Annotated in this window: 2 protein-coding genes; both read left to right on the forward strand. The window is 59.7% G+C overall.

Features of this window, described 5'->3' with window-relative positions; all coding sequences use genetic code 11:
• The coding region (locus XAXN_RS22560; RefSeq protein WP_209018945.1) for a hypothetical protein at positions 1 to 633 on the forward strand (633 nt) is incomplete at its 5' end.
• A gap of 65 nt (positions 634 to 698) precedes the next feature.
• Positions 699 to 2,432: a type IV secretory system conjugative DNA transfer family protein gene (locus XAXN_RS15610; protein WP_054320228.1), complete on the forward strand. Its 1,734-nt coding sequence runs from the start codon at positions 699 to 701 to the stop codon at positions 2,430 to 2,432.

Genomic DNA, 2,432 nt, shown 5'->3' on the forward strand with positions numbered 1-2,432 from the left:
CAACCGGACCTGCATGCACAGCAACAGCAACAGGCGCTGGAACAACAACGCCAATGGCAGCTGCAGCAGGACCAGCAGCTGCAGTTGCAGTCCGAGCAACAACAGCGCCACCAGCAGGAGCAAGCGCAACGCGCCGAAGACGAGAAGAGCCGCGATGCACAGCGCGACAAGGAACAGTCGGCCACCGTCACGGCCACCGCTGATACGCCCGCCACCAGCACTGCGCGCCATGGCGAGCACACGCAGCCTTCGCCCGGTTTGCTGCCCTACAGCGACCCCGCCCATCCCCGGCATGGGCTGTATGCGGATGTGCAGGAGCGGATGCAGGCGCAAGGCCACGCGTTTTCGGAGGAACGCCTGACCCAGATCACCGCAGCATTGAACGAGTCCTACTTCAAGCCGGGCTGGGAGGGGGAGTTCTATGTGGCGCGCGATACCGTATTTGCACTCAATTACGACCACCCGCTCGGCATCGCGCGTGTACAGATGCATGAGGCAGCGCCGTCCATCCAGGCCTCGATGGAAGTGGCGCAAGCCGGGGATCTGAAGCATGCGCAGATCAGCGAGAAAATTGCCCAGGACCGCATGCAGGCGCAAGCACAAGCACAATCGGCGCCCGGCATGGGCATATAACGCCTGCCGAATACGGGCGCGGCATGGTGCACTGGTTGGATGCAATCACACATGGAGCTGGATGTATGAGTAGTAAGGCAAAGGTGGGCGTTGCAGCGATCGTGTTGATCCTTGCATTGGTCGCCGGGTTGTATCTGTCCGGTTTCATGACACTGCTGCTGTTGAAGTTGCAGATGCCGCTGAAAGCGACGACGTACATGGAATATTGGAGGGCGCTCGACCTTCCGCAGGTCAAGCCCTACGTCTTGCGCATCAAGATCGCCGGCATCATCGGCTTCGTCTTGCCACTGCTAGGCTGGGCCCTGCTGCTGGTCCCGATGCTCAAGCGCAAGAAGCAATCCCTGCACGGAGAAGCCAGTTTTGCCACGGTCGCGGATCTGAAAAAAGCCGGCATGCTCGATGAAAAGCCGGAAAGCATCTTGGTCGGGAAGCTCAAAGGCCGCTCCATCTACATCAACGGCGCGCTGCACGTGATCGTTGTGGCGCCTACGCGTTCCGGCAAGACCACCTCCATTGCGATTCCCGTGCTGCTGACCTACCAGCACTCAATGGTCGTGCTCGATCTGAAAGGGGAATTGTTCAAGGCCACCAGCGGATACAGAGCTTCGCTAGGTCAAACCATCTACGTCTGGGCGCCCTATGCGACCGATGGCAAGACCCATCGCTTCAATCCACTGACCTTGGTGCCGGAAGATCCGCGCGAGCGTATCGCCTCCATCCAGACCATGGCGGCGATTCTGTACCCGGACGAGCCCGGCAAAGACAGTTTCTGGGTCACCCAGCCGCGTGCCGCGTTCGTGGCGTTCGCCTCTTTCATGTTCGAGCGACTGGAGCATTTGCGTGGCCTGGAGTTTGATGACGTGGAGGATCCTAACCAAAGTCCGCTGTTTCCCAGCTTCGAGCGCCTGCTGCGCTTGTCCACGGGTGGTGATGGTGGCGAGAGCACCGCCGAGATGTTGAAAAAACTGCTATCAGACAAGCAGGTGAGTTACCTCAGCCCGCAGACCCGCTCCACCTTCAGCGCGCTTGCCGGCCTGGCCGAGCAGACCTTTTCCTCGGTCATGGCTACCATGCAGGCGCCGTTGCAGCAGTTCCTGAGCCCGATTCTTGCGGCGGCCACCAATGCCACCGATATCGACGTCACCGCCATCCGCAAACGGCTCACCACGATTTACGTGATCATCCCGACCCAGAAACTGGACGAGAGCAGCAAGCTGCTCAATATCTTCTTCAGTTCGGTGATCGGCAACAATCTGGACAAACAGCTCAACGAAGACCCCAAGCTCAAATATCAGATGCTGATGTTGATGGATGAATTCACTGCCATGGGCCGGGTCGACGTTTGGGCAAAACGCATCTCGATCTCCGCAAGCTACGGCGTGCGCGACCTGTGCATCATCCAGAGCCAATCGCAGTTGCGTGCCACCTACGGCGCCGACGATGCGCAGAACTTCATCACCAACCACGCCGCCAGCATCGTGTTCACCCCGCGCGAACAGGAAGACGCCAACGCCTACAGCGATATGCTGGGCTACCGGACGATCCGCAAACAGCACCGCTCTACCAGCCACGGCGGCGGTGGAAGGAATGTGTCCTACAACTACACCGAAGAACGCCGCGCGCTGATGCTGCCGCAGGAGATCAAGGAACTGCCTGGCAATGATGAACTGCTGTTCTTCGAGGGCAGCAAGCCGATCCGCTGCGAAAAGAACTGGTTCTTCAAGGACAAGGAACTGCAGAGCCGCATCATGGACCCGGTGGCGGTGCCTGCCTTGGCACTGCACTGGAGCGGGCGGTGA

It is taken from the genome of Xanthomonas axonopodis (genome assembly GCF_001304695.1).
Lineage (GTDB): Bacteria > Pseudomonadota > Gammaproteobacteria > Xanthomonadales > Xanthomonadaceae > Xanthomonas > Xanthomonas axonopodis.